We start from the raw sequence: 689 nt of genomic DNA, 5'->3' as shown, positions 1-689 counted from the left end.
CGCTGTCCTGACGTAAGTGTGACAGGATGCGCAGTGTCGCTGGCCAGTCGCCACTGAAAGCAACTCGACACAGATCGTAGACGTCATGACGCGCGTGGTTACCCACCAGATCGAGAATCTGTTCATCATCGATTTCGGCGCCATCACTGACCAGAGCCAGCATATCCAGCTCCTGCATAGCGGCGAGCAGGTTTCCCTCTACTCGTTGTGCCAGGACTTCCACTGCAGCGGTCGTCAGGCGTAGTCCCTTTTGCTTGGCGCGTTGCGCCAGCCAGCGAGGGAGTCCCTGAGCATCCATGGGCCAGATTTGTATCAGCACACCGGACTGCTCGATGGCATTGACCCACTTGGCCTTCATCGCACTGCTGTCGAGTTTGGGTAAGGTAAGCAGTAACACCGTGTCCTGTGGCGGGCGTGAGGCGTACTCAAGCAGTGCCTTGCTGCCTTGATCGTTCGGCTTGCCTGACAGCCTTACATCCAGCAGTTTTTGCTCTGCAAACAGAGTGAGTCTGTTGGCAGAATCCAGCACCTGTTCCTAGTTGAAGCCGGTTTCCACATGAAAAACCTCCCGGTCACCGAAGCCACGCTTGCGCGCTTGGCTACGGATCTGGTCGGCACATTCCTGCATCAGCAAAGGCTCGTCACCGGTCAGCATATAGACCGGTTAAGAGCCTTTGCTGATGCAGGAA

At 56.5% G+C, this 689-nt stretch carries 1 protein-coding gene; it reads right to left on the bottom strand.

Translation table 11 applies throughout. The annotated features are described in order from the left end of the window. Positions 1–529, bottom strand: a 529-nt coding sequence (gene holA / locus VER_RS10190) for a DNA polymerase III subunit delta (RefSeq protein ID WP_238390209.1), incomplete at its 3' end; no start/stop codon positions are given. Positions 530–689: the final 160 nt, after the last annotated feature.

Source organism: Veillonella sp. R32 (assembly GCF_010093125.1).
Classification (GTDB): Bacteria; Bacillota; Negativicutes; order Veillonellales; family Veillonellaceae; genus Veillonella_A.
Note: the sequence above shows the minus strand (reverse complement) of the source record. Positions and strands in the feature narration are given on the sequence as shown.